Here is a 21,946-nt window from a genome sequence, read left to right as displayed (position 1 = left end):
GAACTGAATTTGATTGTTTCTCACGTTTCAGTGCGGGTCGAAACAAATCCTGCGGATCAGGTCGCACCAACCCGGGCCCCGACGCGATAACCTCAGCTGCACCTGCTCCTGCGTCGCGGAGGCCCTGGGGATCGGGTGGTCAGCGGCCACCGGTCGGGGGGCTTCGGGCGCGTCGGGGTGGAGTTGGGCATCGGTTTCGGGTTGATTGGGTCGCTATGACTTCCGCTGGACATTCCGAGAGCACGCCGTCGCAGGCGGGCAGGCACACACCACCTCGGCGCTCAGGGACGAGACGGGGTGAGGAATCCGGCGAGCAGGGTTACTCGGCCGAGGTCGCCTGGCAGGTGGGCGAGGCGACGGTGGCGCTGGGCGAGCGGCTGCGGGACCCCTCGGTACCGCACAACGTGCCGGAGATCGAGAAGGTCATGCGCGGGTTCTCGCTGACCGTGGAAGGCATGTCCGCCGGGGTGGGCGGGGTGACCGAGTGGTTGCGGGCGGCCGGGCACGTCGGCCCGCTGTCGGGGCACGCGAGCGTGATGGCCGAGCGGCTCTCGCACATCGGCAAGGAACTGACCCGGTTGGCCGAGGCCATCGAGCAGGCGCAGAAGCGGGCGAGCTGAGTCCCGCGCCGCCGGCGCGGCGCAGCGGGGTGGTCGTGCTCGGCGCGGCCGGGCTGCTCAGTATGTTGGTGCTTGCATCGCGGCTGCGGTGATCGGGTTGTGCTGGTCCGCCGCCCTCCGGTGCCGGGGGTGCGCGGGCGGGGCTGGTGCGTGTGGGTGTGGAGGTGGCCCCTGTGGTTCGCGGCAGTGTCGGAGATTCCTCTGCCGCCTTCGATTCGCTGTTCAGCGAGGTGTTCGCCGGTTCGGCCGGGGCGACGGCCGCGGAGGGCTCGTTCACGTTGGGCTCGTTGCTCGACGAGCAGGCGCACGAAGTGGTGTCGAAGGCGGTCCGGGCCACTGTGGACTGGGGCAGCCGCGAGCTGGACAGCGCGCACCTGCTGTGGGCGGTGACTCAGGTCCCGGCGACCGCGCAGCTGCTGGTGTCCTCTGGAGTCCGGGTGGAGGACCTGGCCGCCGCGGTGCGCTCGGCGGTGGGCGGGCAGGAGTTGTCGGGCGCGGGCCGGCCGGTGCTGTCCCCGGCGGCGCGGCGCGCGCTGCTGGGCGCGTACCAGCAGGCGCTGGGCGAGGGTGCCGACGTGGTCGGGGCGCGGCACGTGGTGCTGGGACTGGCCGCGGACGCGGATTCGGTGGCGGGCCGGGCGTTGGCGCGGGCGATCGAGTTGGGTGATCGGGGTGGGGCTGGGTCGGTGCTGAGCGTGACGCCGCGGCTGGACGAGTTCGGGTTGGACCTCACCGAGCTGGCCCGGGCCGGCCGGCTGGATCCGGTGGTGGGCCGCGACACCGAGATCGAGCAGGCGATCGAGGTGCTGGGCCGCCGGTCGAAGAACAACCCGGTGTTCGTGGGTGATCCGGGAGTGGGCAAGACGGCGATCGTGGAGGGCCTGGCCCGGCGCATCGTCGACGGAGCGGTGCCGTGGTCGCTGGCCGACGTGCGGGTGATCTCGCTGGACCTGGCGGGGATGGTGGCCGGGGCGAAGTACCGCGGCGAGTTCGAGCAGCGCTTCCGCGACGTGATGGCCGAGATCCGCGCCAACCGCGACAGCGTGCTGGTGTTCATCGACGAGGTGCACAGCATCGTCGGCGCCGGTGCCGGCGAGGGCTCGATGGATGCCGGCACCATGCTCAAACCCGCGCTGGCGCGCGGTGAGCTGCGGCTGATCGGGGCCACCACCGTCGAGGAGTACCGCAAGCACGTGGAGAAGGACCCGGCGCTGGAGCGCCGGTTCGCGCCGATCATGGTCGACGAGCCCTCGGTCGCCGACACCATCGTGGTGCTGGAAGGGCTGCGGGAGCGCTACCAGCGGCACCACCGGGTGCGCATCGACGCCTCGGCGCTGTCGGCGGCCGCGGAGCTTTCGCAGCGCTACATCGCCGACCGGTTCCTGCCGGACAAGGCGGTGGACCTGCTGGACCAGGCGTGCTCGCGGGTGCGGTTGCGGCGCGGTGGCGAGGTGCGGGAATCGGCGGTGTTCGAGCCGACGGTGGTCGCCGACGACGTGGCCGACGTGGTGGCCTCGCGCACCGGCATCCCGGTGGCCGACGTCAGCGCCGCCGACGTGGAACGGCTGCTGGGCCTGGAAGAGCAGCTGCGCTCGCGCGTGGTGGGCCAGGACGCGGCGGTGGCCTCGGTGGCCGAGGCGGTGCGCCGGGCGCGGGCCGGGCTGGCCGACCCGGACCGCCCGATCGGCAGCTTCCTGTTCCTGGGACCCACCGGCGTGGGCAAGACGGAGCTGGCGCGGGCGCTGGCGCACGCGCTGTTCGGCGACGTGCAGCGGCTGCTGCGGCTGGACATGGGGGAGTTCCAGGAGAAGCACACGGTCTCGCGGCTGGTGGGCGCACCACCGGGATACGTCGGCTACGGCGAGGCCGGGCAGCTGACCGACCGGGTGCGGCGGCAGCCCTACTCGGTGGTGCTGCTCGACGAGGTGGAGAAGGCCCACCCCGATGTGTTCAACACGCTGCTGCAGGTGCTCGACGCGGGCCGGCTGACCGACTCGCAGGGCCGCCTGGTGGACTTCCGCAACGTCGTGGTGATCATGACCTCCAACATCGGCGCGGACCGCATCATCGACGCCGGCGCGGATGCCTCGGAGACGGCGCTGGTGGTGCTGGAGGAGCTGCGGACCTTCTTCCGCCCGGAGTTCATCAACCGCATCGACGACGTGGTGGTGTTCCGGGCGCTGGGCGGCGTGCAGCTGCGGCGCATCGCCTCGCTGCTGCTGGAGCGCACCGCCGAGCAGCTCTCGGCCAAGGGAGTGCGGCTGGTGGTCTCCGACGCCGGGCTGGACTGGCTGGTCGAGCGCGGGTACCAGCCGGAGTTCGGGGCGCGGCCGCTGCGGCGGGTGATCGCGCGCGAGCTGGACAACCGGCTGGCGTCGATGGTGCTGGGCGCCTCGGTGTCGGCGGGGGACCAGGTGTCGGTGGACGTGGTCGACGGGGAGCTGTCGCTGACGGTCTCCACGTTGTGGGAACCGGTCTCGGGCGGGCGGCACGCCGCGCCGAGCGAGCCGGTCGAGGTGGTGCCCGACACCGTTCAGCGGCACAGCGTGCTGGGCTGAGCCCGTCACGCTGCGCGGCCGGCGGCGGTGCCGCGTTCGGGGTGCGAGTGTCCTTGAGTGGGGGTTGTGCGTCGCTGGTGGTGGCGACTCCGACCCCGGTTGTCACACGAACGTGGTGAGCCTTGTTGGGCTGGCCGGTGGCTCTTACGGTGGGGGTTGCGGTTGAGCAGCCGCCACGGCGCACCTCTTGCGTGAAGCGCAGCGACGAGTTCTGGGCCCGTGGCCGAAGTCGGACCGTCGATACGCGAATTCAGGGGGAGGTAGCGTGATCGTCTCCAGATCCGGTATGCGCCAGGTCGCCTGGACCGGCAGCGGTCCCGCGATCGTCGCGCCGCGGGCGCCCAGCGATCCGCCGCTCGGGCACGGTTGCCCGGCGGCGTTGCGGCTGGCGGTGGAGTGGCCCGCGCCGGGCATCGTGGTGGTGCGCATCGGCGGCGAGATCGACGTGGCCACGGTGCCCAGGCTGGCGGAGCTGATCCGGCAGCGGCTGACCGCGGCGGCGCTGCAGACGGTGGTGCTGGACCTCTCGGCGGTGACCTTCGCCAGCAGCGCCGCGGTGGAGCTGCTGCTGCACGTGCAGCGGCGTGCCGAGCACCGTGGCGTCGGGCTGCTGGTGGTCACCGGCGAGGTCGTGGCGCGGCTGCTGGTGATCGCCGGGCTGGCGGAGCGGTTCACCTGCCGCGACAGCGCCGCCGAGGCGGTCAGCGAGGCGCGCAGCTGAGCGCGCAGCGGGTGCCCGCGGCCAGGTGGTCGGCCAGCGGCGCCCAGGTGCCGTCGGGGTTGTAGGGGCCCCAGCCGCCGGGGTCGTTGGACCAGTACCACCAGCCCGCACCGGCCTGATCGGCCATGGCCAGCACGTCGTCGACGTAGTCCAGCGAGCCCTCCCTGGTGGCGTCCAGGCCGAACTCACCGATGACCATCGGCATGCCCAGCCGCCGTGCGGTGGCGGTGTTGTCGGCGAACCACTTGCGCATGGTGTCCTGGGTGATCGCCCGGGTCACGCCGGTGTAGGCCTGGCCGGTGTCCAGCAGCAGCGGGTACAGGTGCGGGGCGTAGGCCAGGCGCGGCGGGCCGGGGCGCGGGTCGGTGAGCTCGGGCAGCGAGGAGGCGATCAGCGCCTGGTTGACGCCGAAGGCCTGGGGCTCGACGAAGATCCAGTGGGCCGGGTCGACCTCGCGGATGGCGTCGATGGTGCGCTGGTAGAGCGGGCCGAGGAAGTCCTTCTCGAAGAACGGCCACGGGACGCTGCCGCCCCACGGCTCGTTGAACAGGTCGTAGCCCAGCACGCGGTCGTCGTCGGCGAAGCGCTGGGCGACGTGGGCCCAGGCGGCGGTGAAGTGCTCGGCGAGTTCGGGGTGCTTGCCGGTGGTGCCCCAGAAGTGGTCGAAGGCGCGCATGACGCCGGGCTGCAGGTAGGTCAGCGGCCAGGGGTCCTGGAGGCTGGCGGGCAGGCCGTCGAAGTGCGAGGCCCAGGCGGGGGCGCCGCCGTTGCGGCCGGTGCCGGTGACCGCCGGTCCCCACAGGTCCTGGTGCATGTCGAGCACGACGTGCATGCCCGCGCGGTCGTAGGCGCCGACGAGATCGGTGACCTCGTCGAGGTAGGCCTCGTCGTAGCGGCCGGGTTCGGGTTCCACTTTGGACCAGTAGATGAGCAGGCGCACCGAATTGGAGCCGATCTTGCCGGCTTCGGCGGCGATGTCGGCGGGGGTGGTCCAGGGCATCGCGTCGGGGGAGTCCTTGGAGCTGTGCCCGTTGTTGAAGCCGTGCGGGATGAGCGGGTTGCCGTCGAGGTCGGTCAGCGGAGGGGGGTTGTCGGCGGCGTGGGCGGTGGTGGTCGCGGTCAGGGTGAGGGCGAGCGCGGCCAGGGCGGTGGTCAAGCGCCGGAGGGTCATGGACGGCGACGGTAATGGAACCACCACAGAATGTGAAGATAATTCATGAATGGTTGAGTCGGTCGGACCAACCACGTGACCAGCACAACCCCGGCCACCCACGGCCCTCCGGGCGCCGCGCCCCGCTCGTCTAGGCTCGTGGCATGCCGGACACGCAGTACGAAGACCTCCTCCGCCACGTCCTCGACACGGGAACCCGCAAGGACGACCGCACCGGCACCGGCACCCGGTCGATCTTCGGCCACCAGCTGCGCTACCGGCTGGCCGACGGCTTCCCGCTGATCACCACCAAGAAGGTCCACTTCCGCTCGGTGGCCTACGAGCTGCTGTGGTTCCTGCGCGGCGATTCCAACGTCACGTGGCTGCAGGACAACGGAGTCACCATCTGGGACGAGTGGGCCGCACCCGACGGTGACCTGGGCCCGGTCTACGGCGCGCAGTGGCGCTCCTGGCCCACCCCCGACGGCGGGCACGTCGACCAGCTCGAGCAGGTGCTGCGCACCCTGCGCGAGAACCCCGACTCCCGGCGGATCATCGTCTCGGCCTGGAACGTCGCCGACATCCCGCGCATGGCGCTGCCGCCCTGCCACGCGTTCTTCCAGTTCTACGTCGCCGACGGAAAGCTCTCCTGCCAGCTCTACCAGCGCAGCGCCGATCTGTTCCTCGGCGTGCCGTTCAACATCGCCAGCTACGCGCTGCTGACGCACATGATCGCCGAGCAGGTGGGCCTGGGCGTCGGCGACTTCATCTGGACCGGCGGCGACTGCCACATCTACGACAACCACGAGCAGCAGGTCCGCACCCAGCTGGCGCGCGAAGCGCGGCCGTTCCCGGTGCTGAGCCTGAAACCGGCGCCGAGCCTGTTCGACTACACCTACGAGCACATCAGCATCGACGGCTACGACCCGCACCCCGGCATCAAGGCACCGGTGGCGGTGTGATCGGGCTGATCTGGGCGCAGTCGGCGGGCGGGGTCATCGGCCGCGACGGCACGATGCCCTGGCACCTGCCCGAAGACCTCAAGCACTTCCGGTCGGTGACCTCCGGAGCCACGGTGCTCATGGGCCGCCGCACGTGGGAATCGCTGCCGCCGCGGTTTCGGCCGCTGCCGGGCAGGCGCAACCTCGTGCTCTCCCGCACCCCGCAGCAGGGCGCGGAGACCTTCACCGACCTCTCCCAGGCGCTGGCCGCGGCCAGCGGTGACGTGTGGGTGATGGGTGGCGCGGCGGTCTACCGGGCGGCGCTGCCCATCGCCGACCGCATCGTGGTCACCGAGATCCGCGAACGCTTCGACGGCGACACCTACGCCCCGGAAGTCGACCGCGAACCGGACTCGACCGGGCCCTGGCTGGAGTCGGAGACCGGGCTGCACTACCGGTTCCTCACCTGGGGCTGATCACGCCGCGCCGAAGCGCATCCCGATGCCCAGCGTGCTGCTGACCGGCAGCACCCCGGAACCCACCGCCCACTCCAGAACCGGCCGGGTCAGCCGTGCGAGCGTGCTGGTTGCGTCCCCCAGCGAGCGCCAGGGCTCGGCGGCCAGTTCGTCGGTCCGGCGCTCGACGGCGTCGCGGACCTCGCGGCCCCGCCCGGTGGCCTGCCCCGATTCCGCCACCAACCCGCGGGTGAGCAGGCGTTCGCGCGCGGCGGCCCACTGCTGGTCGCTCCAGCCCCGGCTGGCGAAGACCTCGGGCGGTGCGGCCTGCACGGAGGCGAAGGACACCAGGGACTCCACCGGGTCCAGGCCGTGCTCGCGCAACGCCGAGAGGTGGCCGTCGCCGCGGTGCTCCCGCAGGATCGTCGCGGCCTGCCACAGCACGAGCACCGGCTCATCGGGCCAGGGCAGCGCGGCGTTGGCCGCCGCCAGCGCCCGACCGCGCGTCTGGGCGGACTCCGCGGCCCGGCGCGCGAGACCGGCGGCCTCGGCCAGCTCCGCGACACCGGGCATCGGCCGGTAGAAGTCCTCGACCGCGGCCAGCCGCGCGGACAGGACCTGCTGCGGTGCCGCGATCTCCCAGGCCGCCGGGACGTGCTCGGCGACCATGCGCGGGCTGAAGCTGCAGAAGGCTTCTGCCACCGTCCCGGCATCAACGGCACCCAGCGGTGCGGCGCGCCAGGCGAAGTAGCTCGGCCACCGCTCGTCGACTGCGTAGCCGAGCTCTCCGGCGTGCTCGAACGCCGCGGGCGCGTAGTAGAGCACCGCGTGGACCGGTTCCAGCAGCCACCACATCCGCCGTGCGACGGCGATCTCCTCGGTCACCGCACACCTCCAATCTTGTCACTGACAAGATTGACTTCGACGCGTGAACTTGTCAATGGCAAGATCGGGGGTGTGAACCGCCCCTACCACCACGGCGACCTGCGCGCGGTGCTGCTGGCCACCGCCGTGGAGATGATCGGCGAACGCGGCGCGGCGCAGCTGAGCCTGCGCGACCTGGCGCGCCGCGCCGAGGTCTCCCACGCCGCACCGCGGCACCACTTCGGCGACAAGGCGGGCCTGTTCACCGCCCTGGCCGCCGACGGCCAGCGGCTGCTCACCGAACAGCTGCTGGCCGTCGCCCCCGACCTGCGCGAGATGGGCGTGCGCTACGTCGCCTTCGCGGTGCGCCACCCCGTGCACTTCGACGTGATGCAGCGCCGGGAGCTGTGCCACCCCGAGGATCCGGACCTGCTCGCGGCCAGAGCCGGCACGGCACGAGCGCTGCGCGCCGGACTGCCGGAGGGCCAGGACGAGGCCGCCGCCGAGCGCCTCGCCCTCGCCGCCTGGTCGCTGGCCCACGGATTCGCCACCCTCGCCCTCGCTGACGCCCTCCCACCGGCCGCGAGCAGCCGCGACACCGCGGAGCTGTTCCGCGAGGTCGCCTCCTTGCTGCCGGGTCCCCGCAGCGCGAGATGACTCGACGGCGTCCTGAACCCGTTGGTGCGGCGGCGTTCTCACCTCATGCGGACAGGTCGAGCCATTCCCCGACGGCCAGCACGCGGGCGCGCTCCGCGGCGTGGGTGCGGAATTCCTCCTCCGGGCCGGGGGATTCGAGGTAGCCGGTGTCCTTGTCCGGTTGCCCGGTCTCGTAGTGCATCGGCACCGCGTGCCGGGCGTCGAGGATCCGCGCGGCCACAGCTGCCTGCCGCGGGTCCAGCGCGGCGGGCAGCGGGCTCGGCGGCTGCAGGTGCGGCACGTCGACCACCGCGCCGTTGGCGGGCAGCACCGCCGCGTCGAACGGGCCGAACCGGCGCGCGATGAGCCACCAGTAGCCGTGGAACATCGTGTCGCCGCCGTGGAAGACCCGCCGCCCGCCGGCCTGCACCACCCAGTTCAGCTGCGGGTCGCCCAGCCCGTCGACGGCGGGGACCGCGGTGATGCGGAACGGCCCGATCTCACGGGTGGACCAGGCATCCACGACCTCGGTGGCCAGCCGGTGCCGGGCCAGCTCGCCTTCGGCGGGCAGTGTCGTGACGTTGTCGGCCTCGTCGCCGTGACCGGGTGCCGGCCGCAGCACCGGCGCCCCCGGCGCCAGCACGTCGGCCAGCGCGGCCGCATCGGCGTGGTCCCGGTGCAGGTGGGTGACCAGTGCGGCGGTGACCGTCCCGCTCGGCACCGCCAGCGCCTGGCCGGGCTTCCACTTCGGGAACAGCGGTGAGAGGTCCCGCGCGTAGTCGATCACCAGCCGCCGGCCGTCGGCTTCGATCTCCAGTCCGGCCCAGCCCAGTCGTCGCATCCGCATCCAGCGCTCCTCGCTCTCGGTGACGGCACCGGAATTTAGCGTACGAGCGTTCACCAAATCAATAGCGAACGTGCGTACGCTATTCTTGTCGCATGTCACCGCGACGCTCCGCCGCCGAGGCGCAGGCCACCCGAGGCCGGATCCTCGAACGAGCCGCCGAGATCGCCTCCGAGGAAGGACTGGACGGCATCACCATCGGACGGCTCGCCGAGGAGATGGAGATGAGCAAGTCCGGAGTGCACAAGCACTTCGGCACCAAGGAGACGCTGCAGATCTCCACGTTGGACAAGGCTTTCGTGGACTTCTGGCACCGGGTGGTCGAACCCGCGCTGGCGCAACCGCCCGGTCTGCGGCGGCTGCGCGCGGTGTGCGAGAACTCCGTGAACTACCTGGAAGAACCGCTGCTGCCCGGCGGTTGCCTGATGACCGCGGCGCTCACCGAGTACGACAGCCGCCCCGGCCGGGTCCGCGACGCGGTGGCCGAGGTGTGGTCGCGCTGGCGGGCGCAGCTGCGGGCGGAGCTGACCGCAGCAGTGGCGAGCGGCGAGCTGCCCGCCGGGTTCGACGTCGACCAGGCGCAGTTCGAGATCGTCGCCGCCGGGCTGGCCCTCAACGCAGCCATGCAGCTCGAGCACGACCACGCAGCCGCGGGCAGGGCCCGCCGCGCGATCGAACGAGCCCTGCAGCAGCGCTGACCGCGCAGCCCGGCACGGCGCCGATGGCGGGCTTGAGCCGGCCGTCCCGCAACCGCGTGGCCAGGTCGGCCAGCCGGGCCCGGTCGGGTTCGACGACGACACCGGAGAGCCCGTGCCCGGGCACGCTCGGCGTCCGGTCCCGGCCTGCGCGTTCGTCCTCACCAGGGAGACGAGCCGACCCCGCCGGGTGCGACCGCCCAGGGCCGGGGTGATGGGGTCTGCGGCACCCCGCTCAGCGTCCGGGAAACCCGCCACCGCCCGGCCCGCCGCAGGTGGCAGCTCGACCGGTGCCGAGCGCGACCACGAGATCCTCCTCGGCGGTGAGCACCTCACCGCCGAACTCCGCGCGCGCGGCGGCCGTCGCGGTCACCCGGTCGGTGCCCGGCCAGAAGTGGGTGAGCATCAGCCTGCGGGCACCCGCGCGCCGCGCCCAGTGACCGGCCTCGCGGGAGGTCATCAGGTTGCGCCTGCTCTGCCGGGTCTCGCCGGGGCGGTCGGTGGCCTCGACGATGAACAGGTCGGCATCACCGCCGAGCTCGGCCAGCAGCGGGTCCGGGCCGGTGTCTCCGGTGTAGGCCAGGACCACCCCGTCGGCGTCCAGGCGGATGCCCGCGTTGGGCACGTGGTGGGGAAGCCGCAGTCCGGTCAGGTCGAACGGCCCCACCCGGTAGGAACCGGGCAGCGGATGGACCTGGAAGACCGTGCGCAGATCAACGTCGGGCTCCAGGCCGCTGAGCCGGTCCAGCACTCCGGGCGGGCAGTACAACGGCAGCCGCGGTCGGTCCGGGTCGCCGTAGAACCGCATCCGGAACAGCCCGTGCAGGTCGATGCAGTGGTCAGGGTGCTCGTGGGTGATGACGACGGCGTCCACGGCAGCGTCGGGCCAGTGGACCAGCAGGCGCGGCAGCGTGCCGTAGCCGAGATCGAGCACCAGGCGGTAGCCCTCCCAGTCCACCGCGAAACCGCTGCACGCGCGCCCCGGCTCCGGGAAGGCACCGCAACCGCCGAGCACCGTGATCTGCCGCATCCGCACAGCATCCCACCGCCGTTGACTGCCCGGCCTCAGGATTCCCGACGGAGTCCTTCAGCGAAGATCCGACCGGACCGCGGTCAGTCGAGACCTTCGACGATGCGGAAGTCGCACTCCCGTACGCGGCGACCGCCTGCTCGAAGCTGTCGAACTCGATCAGGACAACGCGCTCTGACCACCGCCAGAGCCGTGATGGCTCACGGGCCCAGCGGCAGCAGGGTTTCGGCGATGGTGGTCTGCACCGGGTTGAGGCGGGTTTCGCCGTCCTCGACGTCCCACAGGCAGTTCTGCAGCACCCGCCCCAACGACCAGCCCACCGCCCGGCGCCGGTCCAGGCCCAGCACGTCGGTGAGGATCGCGAAGCGGCGGCGCAGCGCGGCAGGCAGGTCACCGGTGGCCACCATCTGCTCCCAGCGGTTGTCCAGCGCGGGCAGCAGGTCGAAGCCCGGATCGCCGATCAGCGGCTGCGGGTCGATGGCCAGCCACGGCTCGCGCCCGCCGGCCAGGACGTTGTCGTAGTGCAGATCCCAGTGCAGCAGCCGGTCACCGGGCTCGGCGAGCAGGTCGGTGACCACATCGGCGCAGCGCCGCAGCAGCGCCGCCTCACCGGCCTCCAACCGCGCGCAGGCCTGCGGGGTCTCGCGCACCATCGCCGAAGCGATATCGCCCAGAGCGCGCACCCCGGCAGGCGCCGGGACGGCGTGCAGCCGGGTGAGCAGCCCGGCGATGACGCCCACCGCGGCATCATCATCGTCCACACTCGACAGTGCCGGGCCCAGGCGTTCCAGCAGCATGCTGCCCGAGCCGGGGTCGTGTTCGAGCATCCGCACCGCACCACGGCCGTCCCAGGCCCGCAGGACCAGCGGCTCGCCGGAGGTGTCGGAGGTGACGGGCTGCAACTTCAGCACCGCCGGGGTGCCATCGGCGCGCAGCACCGGCAGCACCAGCGCCACCATCCCGTGGCGGGGCTCGCCGTCCAGGCGCAGGTCCCACGCCTGCAGCCGCTGCTCGGCCAGCGCGGGCAAGTCGGTCAGCCAAGGGCCGTCACCGAAGATGTCGTGGTGGGTGGCCGCGTACTCGGCGGGAATCACCACAGCAGGACCAGTCACGGAAGAACTCCTTCGTCACCAAGAGGAACACGTGCGGGTGGCGAAGGACTGGGGGTGGGGCTCGGGTGCGTCAAAGCATGCCGCCACCCTAGCCGATCCCGCGCGGGCTCAGCGGCCCTGCCAGCGGTGCGGGGTCTTGTCCAGGAACGCCCGCACCCCGTCGTGGAAGTCCTGGCTGCCGAAGACGGTGCGCACCAGGTCCTCGCCGTCGGGCAGCGCGGCCAGCCGCAGCCGCCGCACCGCCTCCTTGCCCGCCCACATCGTCAGCGGCGCGTGCCCGCTCAGCCGCTCGGCGATCCCGGCCACCACCGCCTCCAGCTCGTCCGGCCGGCAGACCTCGGTGAGGAAACCGGCCGCGTGCGCCTCGGTGGCGTCGAACAACCGGGCGCGCAGCAGCATGTCCTTGGCGCGGGCCGGGCCGAGGTGGAACACCAGCAGCGAGTAGGTGTTCATCGACAGGCAGTTGCCCAGCGTCCGGGCCACCGGCACCCCGAACCGGCCGGTCGTGGTCGACACCCGCAGATCGCACACCGCCGCCAGCGCGATGCCCGCACCCACGCAGTAGCCCGAGATCGCCGCGATCGTGGGCACCCGCACCGACTCCAGCACGTCGAGCACCGCCTCCATGCGCCGCTCGTAGGCCACCCCGTCGCTGCCGTCGCGGAACTCGGTGAACTGGGCGATGTCGGTGCCTGCCACGAACGCCTCCTGCCCGGCGCCGCGCAGCACCAGCACCCGGATCCCGGGATCGTCCTCGGCGGTGCGGCAGGCCTCCACCAGCCCGTCGTACATCTGCCAGGTCATGGCGTTGCGCTGCGCGGGCCGGTTGAACACCACCTGCAGCACGGCGCCCTCGCGGGTGGTGATCAGCTCCTCAGACATGGTTCTCCTCCGACGGGGACGTGGTGCGGGTGCGCAGCCGCCGCGCCAGGGCGGGGCCGATGATCAGCAGTCCGGCGGCGGCCAGGACGCCCACCGCGATGGGTTTGGTCGCCAGCAGCCACAGGTTGCCGTCCAGCAGCGCCGAGGACTGCACGAGCGCCTTCTCGAACAGCGCGCCGATGACCACGCCGACCACCAGCGGCGCCATCGGCAGCTCGAAGCTCTTCATGCCGAATCCGATGACGCCGAAGATCAGCACCAGCCAGACGCTGAAGAGGTTGTTGTCGATGGCGAAGGCGCCCACGAAGCTGGTGAACAGGATCAGCGGGTAGAGGTAGCCGTAGGGGATGCGCAGCAGCTGCGCGAACACCGGCGCCAGCGGCAGGTTGAGCACCAGCAGGATGACGTTGCCGATGAAGAACGACACCAGCAGCCCCCACACCAGCTCGGGCTGCTCGTCGAACAGCAGCGGGCCGGGCTGGATGCCGTAGACGGTCAGCGCACCCAGCAGCACCGCGGTGGTCGCCCCGCCCGGGATGCCCAGCGTCAGGGTGGGGATGAAGTTGGCGTTGGCCGCGGCGTTGTTGGCGCTCTCCGGGGCCGCCACGCCCTGGATCGCGCCGCGGCCGAACTGCGCGGCGTTGGCCGACACGCGGCGTTCCAGGCCGTAGGCCATGAACGAGGCCAGGGTCGACCCGGCGCCGGGCAGCACGCCCAGGCCGAAACCGACCGCGGTGCCGCGGGTGATGGCCCCGGCCGAATCGCGGATGTCGCGGCCCCGGATGACCAGGTCGCGGAAGCGGGCGCGGATCGGGGTGGCCGCGCCGACGCGGATCTGGTGCAGCACCTCGCCCACGGCGAACAGCCCGATGACGACCTCGACGTAGGGGATGCCGGAGAGCAGCTCGACGCTGCCGAAGGTGTAGCGGGCCTGGCCGGTGCCCGCGTCGATGCCCACGCAGGCCAGCAGCACCCCGGCGCAGGCCATCGCCGCGGCCCGCAGCTTCGAGCCGGTGGCCAGCACCACCATGGTCACCAGTGCCAGCACCATCACCGCCAGGTTCTCCGGCGGCCCGAACCGCAACGCCACCGACGCCAGCGGCGGCGCCACCGCGGCCAGCAGCACCAGGGAGGCGATCGCGGCGGCGAACGAGCCGATCGCCGCGATCGCCAGCGCCGCACCCGCACGGCCCTGCCGCGCCATCTGGTACCCGTCCAGCGTGGTCACCACGCTGGCGGCCTCACCCGGCGTGGACAGCAGCACCGAGGTGATCGTGCCGCCGTACTGCGAGCCGTAGTAGATGCCGGCGAGCATGATCAGCGCGGTGACCGGCTCCACGGTCAGCGTCAGCGGGATCAGGATCGCCACCCCGGTGCTGGAACCCAGCCCGGGCAGCAACCCGATCACGGTGCCCAGCAGCACCCCGGCGAAGCACCACAGCAGGTTCACCGGGCTCAACGCCGTCGAGGCGCCCAGCAGCAGGTTGTCCAGCAACGCGATTCACCTCCGCCTAGAACCCGAACACCCCGGTCGGCAGCGGCACCTGCAGCACCACCGCGAACACCCCGTGCAGCACCACCGCCGCGCCCGCGCTGAGCCCCAGCGCAGGAAGCAGCCGCCGCCCTTCCAGCCAGGTGGAGATCACCAGCACCAGCAGCCCGAAGGCCACCACCATGCCCAGCAGCGGCACCAGCGCCACCGTCACCGGCAGCAGCACGAACACCCGCCGCAGGATCCGCATCCGCTGCGCCGGGCTGCGCCCGAAATCGTCGGTCCCGCGCTGCGGCGGTGCGGGCTGGGGCGCGCGCAGCTGCTCGGCCAGCAGCAGCACCGAGAACAGCGCCAGCCCCAGCCCGGCCACCAGCGGCAGGAACCCCGGCCCGATGCGCGACTCCTCCAGCAGCACCCCGTAAGCCGGGGCGGTGACGGCGAAACCCCCGCCCAGCAGCGCCAGCGAAGCGAACAGCACCACCTGCGCCCGCCGCCCGCTCACCGCCGCACCACCTGGGCCAGAGTCGTCTCGGCCTCGGCGAGGTAGGCGGCGAACTCCGCACCGAAGGCCACCTGCGGCTGCAGGAACTCCGAGGCGATGTAGTCGCGGTAGGCCGGTGATCCGGCGAAAGCGCGGGCGGCGTCGATCCAGTAAGCGGTGGCCTCCGGTGACAGCCCGCCAGGGGCGATCACACCCCGGAACTGGGCGAAGGACACCGGAATGCCCTGCTCCAGCGAGGTCGGTATCCCCGCCAGCTGCGGGTAGTCGTAGCGCTGCTCGGCGAAGACGCACAGCGCTTTGAGCTCGCCCGCCCGCAGCTGGCCCATCACCTCGCTGGGGTTGAGCGAGGCCAGCTCGACCTGCCCGCCCAGCACCGCGGCCATCGTCTCCCCACCGCCCTCGTAGGGCACGGTGTCGAAATCGGCGCCCGAGCGGCGCTGCAGCTCGGAGAACACCACCGCGTCCGGGCCCACCGCACCGGAGATCCCGGCCAGCACCCGCCGGTGGCGGCTCTGGGCGACGGCATCGGCGCAGCTGGTGATCGGCGATCCCGGCAGCGCCACCAGCAGCGTGTAGTCCTCGCCGAGCTTCATCACCGGGGTGAAGCTGCGGTGGGAGAAGGCCACCTCCACGCTCAGCGGCAGCGACAGCAGCGAGGTCTCGGTGGCCAGCAGGTAGTTCGGCGACCCCGCCTTGGACAGCAGGTAGGAGTAGCCGACCGCGCCCTGCCCGCCCTCCCGGTTGTCGACGTCGACGCGCAGACCCGGCCGCGCCGCGGCCAGCCCGTCGGCCACCGCCCGCCCGGAGATGTCGCTGCCGCCGCCGGCGGCGAAGGGCACCACCATCGTCACCGGCCCCACCGGGCGCGGCGCCCCGGTCTGCTCCTGCCCGCCCTCGCCGAGCGCGCAAGAACCCAGCAGGACCACCGTGCTCAACGCGGCCAGCACCCGGCGGCCGCAGGACAACGCGCGCATCGCTCCTCCTTGAGCTCGCGTCGCGGGAAAAACCGACAGTGCGGGCGGTGATCACTCGCCGGTGGCGAGCACCCCGCGGTCACGCAGCCGGGTCACCTCGTCGGTGGCCAGGCCCGCTTCGGTGAGCACTTCGCGGGTGTGGGCTCCCAGCGGGGGCCCGGCGTGCTCGCGGCGCGGCGTGCTCGCCGACAACCGCACCGGGGACCCGATCTGGCGCACCGGCCCGAGTTCGGGGTGCGCGGAGTCCCAGAAGAAGTCCCGCTGCGCCAGGTGCTCGTCGGTGAACACCTCATCGGTGGTGGAGATCGGCGCGCACGGCACCCCGGCCGCGGTGAGCTTCTCGACGATCTCGGCGGTGCCCAGCTGCTCGGTGGCGTGCTCGATGGCGGGGATGAGGCTGTCGCGGTGCTGGTAGCGGTCGTAGGAGCTGCCGTAGCGCTCGTCGTCGAGCAGGCCGGTCAGGCCCAGGGCGTGGCAGAACGCCGGCCAGGTCTTGGTGGTGGTCGCCCCGACGGTCACCCACCCGTCTCGGCTGCGCACCGCTTGGTAGGGGGCGCTGTTCTGGTGGGCCGAGCCGTGCGCGCGGCCGGTCTCGCCGGTGGCGAAGTAGGCGCCCGCCTCCCACACCGTGAAGGACACCCCGGCCTCCAGCAGCGAGACGTCGACGTGCTGGCCCTGCCCGGTGTGCTCGCGGGCCCGCAGCGCGGCCACCGCGCCCAGCGCGGCGTAGAGCCCGCACACCAGGTCGCACATCGGCACGCCGACCTTGGTGGGCGGGCCGCCGGGGTGGCCGGTGATGCTCATCAGCCCGGCGCGGGCCTGGGCCATGATGTCCAGCCCCGGCTGGGCGGCCAGCGGCCCGTCCTGCCCCCACCCGGAGGCCGAGACGTAGACCAGGCGGGGATTGCGGGCCCGCACCGGTTCGTGGCCCAGGCCCAGCGCGGCCAGCGCCCCGGGCCGCAGGTTCTCCACCAGCACGTCGGCGTCGTCGAGCAGCCGCTGCAGCAGCCGCCGCCCTTCGGGATCCTTGAGATCCAGCGCCACCGAGCGCTTGTTGCGGTTCAGGCGCAGGAAGGGGGAGCTGTGGCCGGCCAGGAACGGCCCGGTCTGGCGCACCGGGTCGCCACCTGCGGGGTTCTCCACCTTGACGACGTCGGCGCCGAGGTCGGCCAGTTGCATCGTGGCGAACGGCGCGGCCATGAACGCGCCGATCTCCAGCACGCGCACGCCGTGCAGCGGGAGCGGGCCGGAGGCGGGGGAGGTGCTCATGCGCGGCTCCAGGAGATCCGGGAAAGACCGGACACCGTGATCGGCATCACTGTATTTTGTCTACAGCAGGCAGATCAGAGCTGACAAGCTCTTCCCGTCGAGGTTGCCCCGGGTGGACCAGCCGCCCGGCACCGGAGAGGAGACCACGCCGGCCGTGACCGGATCCGTCGACCACACCCCGGCGGCGCGCGCCCCCAGCATCGTCGGCCCGCCCAGCCTGGTGCAGCTGGCCGCCACCACCCTGCGCCGCATGATCATCGGTGGTGAGCTGCTGTGCGGGCAGCGCATCGTGGAGAACCGGCTGACCCACGAGCTGGGCATCAGCCGCCCGCCGCTGCGCGAAGCGCTGCGGGTGCTCGAACGCGAAGGCCTGGTGCGCCAGGTCCCCCGCAAGGGCGTCATCGTGACGCCGCTGACGCTGCACGACATCTACGAGATCTGCACGCTGCGCGCGGAATTCGAGGCCCTGGCGGTGCGGCTGGGCGTACCGGTGCGCGAGGCGGCCCGGATGCGGCGCTGCCGGCAGGCGCTGCAGCAAATGAGCGAGGCGGCCACCGCCGGCGACCAGGCGGGTTTCCTGGAGTGCTCCTTCGACTTCCACGTCTCGGTGGTCGGCCTGTCCGGCCACCAGCGGCTGGAGGAGGCCTACCGGTCGCTGCAGCTGCAGCTGATGCTGTCCATGGCGCTCAACCGCAAGGCCCGCCAGGATCGGGAGAGCCTGACCGAGGACGTCGCGCGGCACCGGCGGCTGCTGGAGATCATCGGCACCGGTGATCCCGCGGCGGTGCTGGCCGAACTCGCCGCGCACGGCGACCGCACCTTCCTCGACGGCATCGAGACCAAAGTGGACGGACACACCGACGAATCGCTGCAGTGGCTGCACCAGCAGCGCCGAGCACAGGAGGACCAGTGAGCACGCGCCCCATCACCCTCGCCGTCGACGGCATCGACCCGCAGATCGACCCGGAGGCCTTCGTGGCGCCGGGCGCGGCGCTGATCGGACGCGTGAGCCTGGCCGCCGGATCCAGCGTCTGGTACAACGCGGTGCTGCGCGGCGACATGGAGACCATCAGCATCGGCGCGGGCAGCAACGTCCAGGACGGCTGCGTGGTGCACGCCGACCCCGGGTTCCCCGCCGCGGTCGCCGAGGGCGTCACCGTCGGGCACAAAGCGGTCCTGCACGGCTGCACCGTGCAGCGGGGCTGCCTGATCGGGATGGGCGCGGTGGTGCTCAACGGCGCCCGCATCGGCGCCGGATCGCTGGTGGCGGCCGGAGCGGTGGTGCTGGAAGGAACCGAGGTGCCACCCGGCTCGATGGTCGCGGGCACCCCCGCCAAGGTGCGCCGCGAGCTGACCGAGGAGGAACGGCAGGCCCTCGCGCTCTCCGCCGAGCACTACACCCAGCTGGCCGCCAAGCACCGCGACGCCCTGAGCTGACACGCCCGCACCGCACGAGGACATCGCCCTGAACACCCAGCCCACCTTCGCACCTGCCTGCGGGCCCATCACCGGATGGGCCGACGGAGAAGTGCTGCGCGCCACCGGCATCCCCTACGCCCGGGCCCGCCGCTTCACCGCCCCGGCCCCCGTCGAGGACTGGAGCACACCCCTGGCGGCCACCGAGTGGTCGCCAGGCTGCCCGCAAGCCCCGGTGGCCTTCCTCGAACGCGTCCTCGGCGCCACCGCCGACGGCCGCCGCCAGGACGAGCACTGCCAGCACCTGTCGGTCACCCTGCCCGCCGGTGCCCGCCCCGGCGACGACCTGCCGGTGATGGTGTGGATCCACGGCGGCTCCTACACCTCCGGCGCCGGTGACCTGGCGATCATGGACCCGGCACCGCTGGTGGCCCAGGAGAACCTCGTCGTGGTGTCGGTGACCTACCGCCTGGGGCTGTTCGGCTACCTCGGCGACGGCCGCGGCAGGCCCGCCAACCTGGGCCTGCTCGACCAGATCGAGGCGCTGCGCTGGGTGCGGCGCAACATCGCCGCCTTCGGCGGCGACCCCGCCAACGTCACCGCCTTCGGGCAGTCCGCGGGCGGTGACGCCGTCGCGCACCTGATGGCCACCCCCGGCGCCACCGGGCTGTTCGACCGGGCCATCATCCAGAGCGCACCGCTGGGGATCTCCCGCGGCCGCGCGAAGATGAACCGGGCCATGGCCGAGGCGACCCGCGACATCACCCCCGACATGCCCGCCACCGCCGTCGTCGCCCGCCAAGCCGCCGCCGGCAGGGCCGCCGCGCGCTTCGGCCTCAAAGCGGTGATGCCCTTCGGCACCCAGTACGGCCACCACCCGCTGCCGCGGGAAGAGCACCTGCCCGCCGCGTGGGACGCCGTCGCAGGCGACATCGACGTCCTCATCGGGCACACCGCCGAGGAAGTGCGCCTGTTCCTGGCCACCGTGCCCGCGCTGCAGCGGCTGACGACGGTGCCCGTCCTCGGCGAAGCGATCCTGGGCCGCGCCGTCGAGGCGATCACCACCAAGGTCTACGGGCGGCCCGCCGAGCACTTCGCCCGCCGCCACGCCCGCGCGGGCGGCCGCGCGCACCGCTACGTCATCACCTGGGCAGCACCGGGAAACCCCAACGGCGCCGCCCACACCATCGACCTCCCGCTGCTGTTCGGCGACGAGAAGGCCTGGCGGCACGCCGAACTCGTCGCAGGCGCCACCTGGGCGGAGATCACCACCGCGGCCACCGCGCTGCGCCACCTGTGGGCCGAGTTCGCCCGCGGCCACCCGCTTGCCGACCACGGCGAGATCCCCGGGGTGCTGCACCACCACCGCGCCTGACCGACGTGCTCGCACCGGGGGAGGCCGCGAAGATCGGGCTACGGTCGGATCATGGATTCTGCATCTGGTGATGTCGCGCCTGCGGTGGCCGACGTGCTGGGCGCCGGTGGGGTGTACCGGGATCCGCTGTGGCGGGTGACGGTGGAGCTCAGCGACCTGGAACGGGAGCTGCTGCGCTCGTGGTGGGTGCGCCGGCTCGGGTTCGTCGCCCACGCCGGTGCGGCATCGATCGCGGTGACCCAGTCCTACACGCGGCTGGAGCACTCGCTGGGGCTGCTGGCCTTGACCGCGCGGTTCGCCCCGGACGACGCCACCGCCCGGGCCGCGGCGCTGCTGCACGACGTGGGCCACTTGCCGCTGAGCCACACCTTCGAAGGGGTGGCCGGGCTGGACCACCACCAGCTCGGTGCGCAGCGCATCGGCGAGCTCGCCGGGGTGCTGGCCGCGCACGGTGTCGATCCCGACGAGGTGATCGCCGTCGACACCGGCAGCCGCGCCTCGGTTCTGCGCGGGGGTTCGGGGGCGCTCAAGCTGGACCACCTCGAATCGCTGGTGCGCAGCGGCCGCGCCCACGGACGGACCCGGCAGCCACCGCCGCAGACCCTGGCGCGGCTGGAGGTGGTCGACGGCGCGGTGAGCACCGATTCCGACACCGGCCAGTACCTCGCCGAGCTCGTCGCCGGGGAAGCCCGCTGGTTGTGCTCGACGGTCAACGCCGTGCCCAGCGGCGTGGTGCGCCACCTCGCCACCGCTGTGCTCGCTGATGCCTGCCCGGCGCGGCGCGGCGAGATCGCGGCCATGACCGACGACGAGTTCTGGGCGCTGCTGCTCACCGATCCGGCCACCGCCCCAGCGGCCCGCGCGCTGCGCCGCGACCCGGCCTGGCCGACCCGGGAACTCGACGCCGCCGACGGCGAGGGCATCGCCTACACCGTGGCCGGCCTCTACCTCGACATGCCGCTGGTCGAGGGGCGCCCGCTGGCGGCCACCCACCCGGCCTTCGCCGAGCTGCCCGCGATGCCCTGGGGCTGCCGCATCCTGCCCCCGCCCGGAGCCGCACTCACCAGCACCTCGACGGCTGGCCGGACGTGTTGAGGCAGCCGTGGCTCGCGCCTAGAGCTGTGTGGCGCCGCCGTCGACGAGCAGTTCCGCGCCGGTGGTGAACGTGCTTTGGTCACCGGCCAGGTAGAGGGCGGTGGCGGCGACCTCGTCGGGGCGGCCGATGCGGCCGAGCGGGGTCAGCGGGGCGGGCTCAGCCGCATCGCCGTGCGGGAAGGCGGCGCGGAGCTCGTCTCCGCCCGGGGTCTGCACGTCGCCGGGGGTGAGGGTGTTGACGCGGATTCCGCGGTCGGCCAGCTCGGCGGCCCAGGTGCGGGCGAGGCTGCGGATGGCGGCCTTGGTGGCGGCGTAGACGCCCAGGCCCGGGGCGGCCCGCAGGGCTGCGCTGGAGGAGAGCAGCATGACCGAGGAACCGGCGGCCAGCAGCGGTAATGCCTTCTGGACGGTGAAGACGGTGCCTTTGAGATTGATCGAGGTGGTGCGGTCGTACTCCTCCTCGGTGATCGCGCCGAGCGGGCTGTAGTCCCCGACCCCGGCGTTGGCGACCACGACGTCCAGGCGGCCGCTGCGGTTCACGATCTCGGCGAAGAGCCGGTCGAGGTCGCCGAGATCCGAGACATCGCTCTGGACGGCGATGCCGCGGGCGCCGACCTGCGCGACGGCGGCGTCCAGCTCGGTCTTGCGGCGGCCGGTGAGGTAGACGGTCGCGCCCTCGGCGGCGAAACGGCGGGCGATCGCCAGCCCGATCCCGCTGGAGGCGCCGGTGACCAGAGCGCTCTTGTCGTCGAGCTGTCCCATGAGAATCTCCTTGTCGTAACTATTTTTGTTACATCAATGGGTGCGGGAGGCGACCTCCCTCGACGAAGGGAAGCCGGCGATCCGGGGTCAGGAGGCCTTCAGGACGTCCCGCAGCACGTCCTCCAGCGTGGTCTTGGCCAGCTGCCCGCGCAGAGCGGCCTCCACCTCGTCGTACACGGCGGTCATCGCCGGCCCGATGCCGTGGCCCACGACGCACTCGGGGTTCGGTGCCGAGCGGTGCAGGGCGAAGACCGGCCCCGGCTCGATCGCCCGGTAGACGTCGAGCAGGGTGATCGCCGCCAGGTCCCGCGCGAGCATCCAGCCCGCCCCCGCGCCCCGCTGCGACTCGACCAGCCCGGCCTTGCGCAGCTCGGCCAGCAGCCGACGGATCACCACCGGGTTGGTGTTGACGCTCCCCGCGATCTGCTCGGAGGTGGCGACCTCGTGGCCGCGCCGCTGGTACAGCCCGATCCACGTCAGGGCGTGCGCCGCAACGGTCAGCCTGCTGTTGGCGCTCACGCCGGACCCACCTCCCTCGCCTCCACGCGCAGTC

23 protein-coding genes are annotated in these 21,946 nt (G+C 72.6%); 11 read left to right on the top strand and 12 right to left on the bottom strand.

Annotated features, from left to right (window positions below):
* Nucleotides 1-344: 344 nt before the first annotated feature.
* The 3 genes from OU416_RS15535 to OU416_RS15525 all read left to right on the top strand — a co-directional run bounded on the left by OU416_RS15535 (nucleotide 345) and on the right by OU416_RS15525 (nucleotide 3,899).
* The gene (locus OU416_RS15535; RefSeq protein ID WP_235863565.1) at nucleotides 345-620 is read left to right on the top strand and encodes a hypothetical protein; all 276 of its coding nucleotides are present in this window, start codon (nucleotides 345-347) and stop codon (nucleotides 618-620) included.
* A 173-nt stretch (nucleotides 621-793) separates the two neighbouring features.
* Complete coding sequence (locus OU416_RS15530; protein WP_270927669.1) at nucleotides 794-3,178, top strand: ATP-dependent Clp protease ATP-binding subunit; 2,385 nt, start codon at nucleotides 794-796, stop codon at nucleotides 3,176-3,178.
* Nucleotides 3,179-3,443: 265 nt separating this feature from the next.
* On the top strand, nucleotides 3,444-3,899 hold the full coding sequence (locus OU416_RS15525; RefSeq protein WP_270927668.1) for an STAS domain-containing protein: 456 nt from the start codon (nucleotides 3,444-3,446) through the stop codon (nucleotides 3,897-3,899).
* On the opposite strand, the gene OU416_RS15520 is transcribed toward OU416_RS15525, so the two are convergent.
* Nucleotides 3,880-5,070 carry a glycoside hydrolase family 5 protein gene (locus OU416_RS15520; protein WP_270927667.1) on the bottom strand — a complete coding sequence of 397 codons (1,191 nt, stop codon included), beginning with the start codon at nucleotides 5,068-5,070 and terminating at the stop codon, nucleotides 3,880-3,882. The two genes, OU416_RS15525 and OU416_RS15520, sit on opposite strands and share 20 nt — an antisense overlap.
* 143 nt (nucleotides 5,071-5,213) lie before the next feature.
* Between OU416_RS15520 and OU416_RS15515 the strand changes: the two genes are divergently transcribed.
* On the top strand, nucleotides 5,214-6,011 hold the full coding sequence (locus OU416_RS15515; protein ID WP_270927666.1) for a thymidylate synthase: 798 nt from the start codon (nucleotides 5,214-5,216) through the stop codon (nucleotides 6,009-6,011).
* The gene (locus OU416_RS15510; protein WP_270927665.1) at nucleotides 6,008-6,466 is read left to right on the top strand and encodes a dihydrofolate reductase; all 459 of its coding nucleotides are present in this window, start codon (nucleotides 6,008-6,010) and stop codon (nucleotides 6,464-6,466) included. The genes OU416_RS15515 and OU416_RS15510 overlap by 4 nt, the downstream gene beginning before the upstream one ends.
* Here the strand turns inward: OU416_RS15510 and OU416_RS15505 are convergent, their stop codons facing one another.
* Nucleotides 6,467-7,330, bottom strand: coding sequence for an SCO6745 family protein (locus tag OU416_RS15505; RefSeq protein WP_270927664.1), 864 nt, complete (start codon nucleotides 7,328-7,330; stop codon nucleotides 6,467-6,469).
* A 72-nt stretch (nucleotides 7,331-7,402) separates the two neighbouring features.
* Here OU416_RS15505 and OU416_RS15500 point away from each other — a divergent pair, with 72 nt between their 5' ends.
* The gene (locus tag OU416_RS15500) at nucleotides 7,403-7,966 is read left to right on the top strand and encodes a TetR/AcrR family transcriptional regulator (RefSeq protein ID WP_270927663.1); all 564 of its coding nucleotides are present in this window, start codon (nucleotides 7,403-7,405) and stop codon (nucleotides 7,964-7,966) included.
* Between the two features lie 43 nt (nucleotides 7,967-8,009).
* Here the strand turns inward: OU416_RS15500 and OU416_RS15495 are convergent, their stop codons facing one another.
* On the bottom strand, nucleotides 8,010-8,792 hold the full coding sequence (locus tag OU416_RS15495) for an MBL fold metallo-hydrolase (protein WP_270927662.1): 783 nt from the start codon (nucleotides 8,790-8,792) through the stop codon (nucleotides 8,010-8,012).
* 92 nt (nucleotides 8,793-8,884) lie between these two features.
* Between OU416_RS15495 and OU416_RS15490 the strand changes: the two genes are divergently transcribed.
* Nucleotides 8,885-9,487 carry a TetR/AcrR family transcriptional regulator gene (locus OU416_RS15490; RefSeq protein ID WP_270927661.1) on the top strand — a complete coding sequence of 201 codons (603 nt, stop codon included), beginning with the start codon at nucleotides 8,885-8,887 and terminating at the stop codon, nucleotides 9,485-9,487.
* A 232-nt stretch (nucleotides 9,488-9,719) separates the two neighbouring features.
* Here OU416_RS15490 and OU416_RS15485 read toward each other — a convergent pair whose 3' ends face one another.
* From OU416_RS15485 to OU416_RS15455, 7 genes are all read right to left on the bottom strand, one after another.
* On the bottom strand, nucleotides 9,720-10,514 hold the full coding sequence (locus tag OU416_RS15485; protein ID WP_270927660.1) for an MBL fold metallo-hydrolase: 795 nt from the start codon (nucleotides 10,512-10,514) through the stop codon (nucleotides 9,720-9,722).
* A gap of 200 nt (nucleotides 10,515-10,714) precedes the next feature.
* Entirely contained in the window at nucleotides 10,715-11,626 is a 912-nt protein-coding gene (locus tag OU416_RS15480; RefSeq protein WP_270927659.1) for an aminoglycoside phosphotransferase family protein, read from the bottom strand.
* A gap of 108 nt (nucleotides 11,627-11,734) precedes the next feature.
* Nucleotides 11,735-12,508 carry an enoyl-CoA hydratase/isomerase family protein gene (locus OU416_RS15475; RefSeq protein WP_270927658.1) on the bottom strand — a complete coding sequence of 258 codons (774 nt, stop codon included), beginning with the start codon at nucleotides 12,506-12,508 and terminating at the stop codon, nucleotides 11,735-11,737.
* Complete coding sequence (locus OU416_RS15470) at nucleotides 12,501-14,003, bottom strand: tripartite tricarboxylate transporter permease (protein WP_270927657.1); 1,503 nt, start codon at nucleotides 14,001-14,003, stop codon at nucleotides 12,501-12,503. Before OU416_RS15470 ends, OU416_RS15475 begins: the two co-directional genes overlap by 8 nt.
* Nucleotides 14,004-14,019: 16 nt before the next feature.
* A complete protein-coding gene (locus tag OU416_RS15465; protein WP_270927656.1) occupies nucleotides 14,020-14,502 on the bottom strand; it encodes a tripartite tricarboxylate transporter TctB family protein in 483 nt (160 codons plus the stop codon).
* A complete protein-coding gene (locus OU416_RS15460; RefSeq protein WP_270927655.1) occupies nucleotides 14,499-15,476 on the bottom strand; it encodes a tripartite tricarboxylate transporter substrate binding protein in 978 nt (325 codons plus the stop codon). The genes OU416_RS15465 and OU416_RS15460 overlap by 4 nt, the downstream gene beginning before the upstream one ends.
* A gap of 51 nt (nucleotides 15,477-15,527) precedes the next feature.
* Nucleotides 15,528-16,745 carry a CaiB/BaiF CoA transferase family protein gene (locus tag OU416_RS15455; protein ID WP_270927654.1) on the bottom strand — a complete coding sequence of 406 codons (1,218 nt, stop codon included), beginning with the start codon at nucleotides 16,743-16,745 and terminating at the stop codon, nucleotides 15,528-15,530.
* Nucleotides 16,746-16,857: 112 nt separating this feature from the next.
* On the opposite strand from OU416_RS15455, the gene OU416_RS15450 reads away from it, so the two are divergent.
* From OU416_RS15450 to OU416_RS15435, 4 genes are all read left to right on the top strand, one after another.
* Nucleotides 16,858-17,658 carry a GntR family transcriptional regulator gene (locus tag OU416_RS15450; protein WP_270927653.1) on the top strand — a complete coding sequence of 267 codons (801 nt, stop codon included), beginning with the start codon at nucleotides 16,858-16,860 and terminating at the stop codon, nucleotides 17,656-17,658.
* On the top strand, nucleotides 17,655-18,182 hold the full coding sequence (locus tag OU416_RS15445; RefSeq protein WP_270927652.1) for a gamma carbonic anhydrase family protein: 528 nt from the start codon (nucleotides 17,655-17,657) through the stop codon (nucleotides 18,180-18,182). Before OU416_RS15450 ends, OU416_RS15445 begins: the two co-directional genes overlap by 4 nt.
* Nucleotides 18,183-18,273: 91 nt before the next feature.
* On the top strand, nucleotides 18,274-19,536 hold the full coding sequence (locus tag OU416_RS15440) for a carboxylesterase family protein (protein ID WP_270927651.1): 1,263 nt from the start codon (nucleotides 18,274-18,276) through the stop codon (nucleotides 19,534-19,536).
* 51 nt (nucleotides 19,537-19,587) lie between these two features.
* Nucleotides 19,588-20,631 (top strand): HD domain-containing protein, encoded by a 1,044-nt coding sequence (locus OU416_RS15435; protein WP_270927650.1) that lies wholly within the window; start codon nucleotides 19,588-19,590, stop codon nucleotides 20,629-20,631.
* A gap of 18 nt (nucleotides 20,632-20,649) precedes the next feature.
* On the opposite strand, the gene OU416_RS15430 is transcribed toward OU416_RS15435, so the two are convergent.
* Nucleotides 20,650-21,393: an SDR family NAD(P)-dependent oxidoreductase gene (locus OU416_RS15430; protein ID WP_270927649.1), complete on the bottom strand. Its 744-nt coding sequence runs from the start codon at nucleotides 21,391-21,393 to the stop codon at nucleotides 20,650-20,652.
* Between the two features lie 87 nt (nucleotides 21,394-21,480).
* Entirely contained in the window at nucleotides 21,481-21,912 is a 432-nt protein-coding gene (locus tag OU416_RS15425) for an Rrf2 family transcriptional regulator (RefSeq protein WP_270927648.1), read from the bottom strand.
* Between the last annotated feature and the right edge of the window lie 34 nt (nucleotides 21,913-21,946).

It is taken from the genome of Saccharopolyspora indica (assembly GCF_027853965.1).
Classification (GTDB): Bacteria; Actinomycetota; Actinomycetes; order Mycobacteriales; family Pseudonocardiaceae; genus Saccharopolyspora; species Saccharopolyspora indica.
The sequence above is the reverse complement of the archived record's forward strand: the minus strand, read 5'-3'. Positions and strand labels throughout refer to the sequence as shown.

Coding starts and splice junctions, on each gene's coding strand:
- OU416_RS15430 (WP_270927649.1), bottom strand. CDS start 21,393: ATGGGACAGCTCGACGACAAGAGCGCTCTGGTCACCGGCGCCTCCAGC.
- OU416_RS15515 (WP_270927666.1), top strand. CDS start 5,214: ATGCCGGACACGCAGTACGAAGACCTCCTCCGCCACGTCCTCGACACG.
- OU416_RS15485 (WP_270927660.1), bottom strand. CDS start 10,514: ATGCGGCAGATCACGGTGCTCGGCGGTTGCGGTGCCTTCCCGGAGCCG.
- OU416_RS15455 (WP_270927654.1), bottom strand. CDS start 16,745: ATGAGCACCTCCCCCGCCTCCGGCCCGCTCCCGCTGCACGGCGTGCGC.
- OU416_RS15495 (WP_270927662.1), bottom strand. CDS start 8,792: ATGCGGATGCGACGACTGGGCTGGGCCGGACTGGAGATCGAAGCCGAC.
- OU416_RS15460 (WP_270927655.1), bottom strand. CDS start 15,476: ATGCGCGCGTTGTCCTGCGGCCGCCGGGTGCTGGCCGCGTTGAGCACG.
- OU416_RS15490 (WP_270927661.1), top strand. CDS start 8,885: ATGTCACCGCGACGCTCCGCCGCCGAGGCGCAGGCCACCCGAGGCCGG.
- OU416_RS15435 (WP_270927650.1), top strand. CDS start 19,588: ATGGATTCTGCATCTGGTGATGTCGCGCCTGCGGTGGCCGACGTGCTG.
- OU416_RS15475 (WP_270927658.1), bottom strand. CDS start 12,508: ATGTCTGAGGAGCTGATCACCACCCGCGAGGGCGCCGTGCTGCAGGTG.
- OU416_RS15520 (WP_270927667.1), bottom strand. CDS start 5,070: ATGACCCTCCGGCGCTTGACCACCGCCCTGGCCGCGCTCGCCCTCACC.